A 240-nucleotide genomic window follows, 5' to 3' on the forward strand; every position below is an offset into this window, starting at 1 on the left:
GGAAGCACCAGCACGAGATGGTGGGATATAACTACCGCATGAGCGGGTTTCAGGGGGCTGTGCTCGGTGTGAAACTCCAGTGTCTCGACGAATGGAACACGGCGCGACAGACGCATGCCCAGAGGTATCTCGAGCGGCTCAGCGGCGTGCCGCAGCTCGGTTTGCCGGTGCGAGACGAAGCGCGCGAATGCGTGTACCACCTCTTCGTGGTTGAAGCCGAGGAGCGCGACCGCATTGCCG

The 240-nt window shown here is 62.5% G+C and carries 1 protein-coding gene; it reads left to right on the plus strand.

Annotation, left to right across the window (positions count from 1 at the left end; all coding sequences use genetic code 11):
• Window positions 1-59: 59 nt before the first annotated feature.
• Window positions 60-240: DegT/DnrJ/EryC1/StrS family aminotransferase (locus ACY9Z2_RS19330; RefSeq protein ID WP_463611298.1), on the plus strand; the 181-nt coding region annotated here is incomplete at its 3' end.

The organism is Virgibacillus sp. GM2-2, from assembly GCF_055329585.1.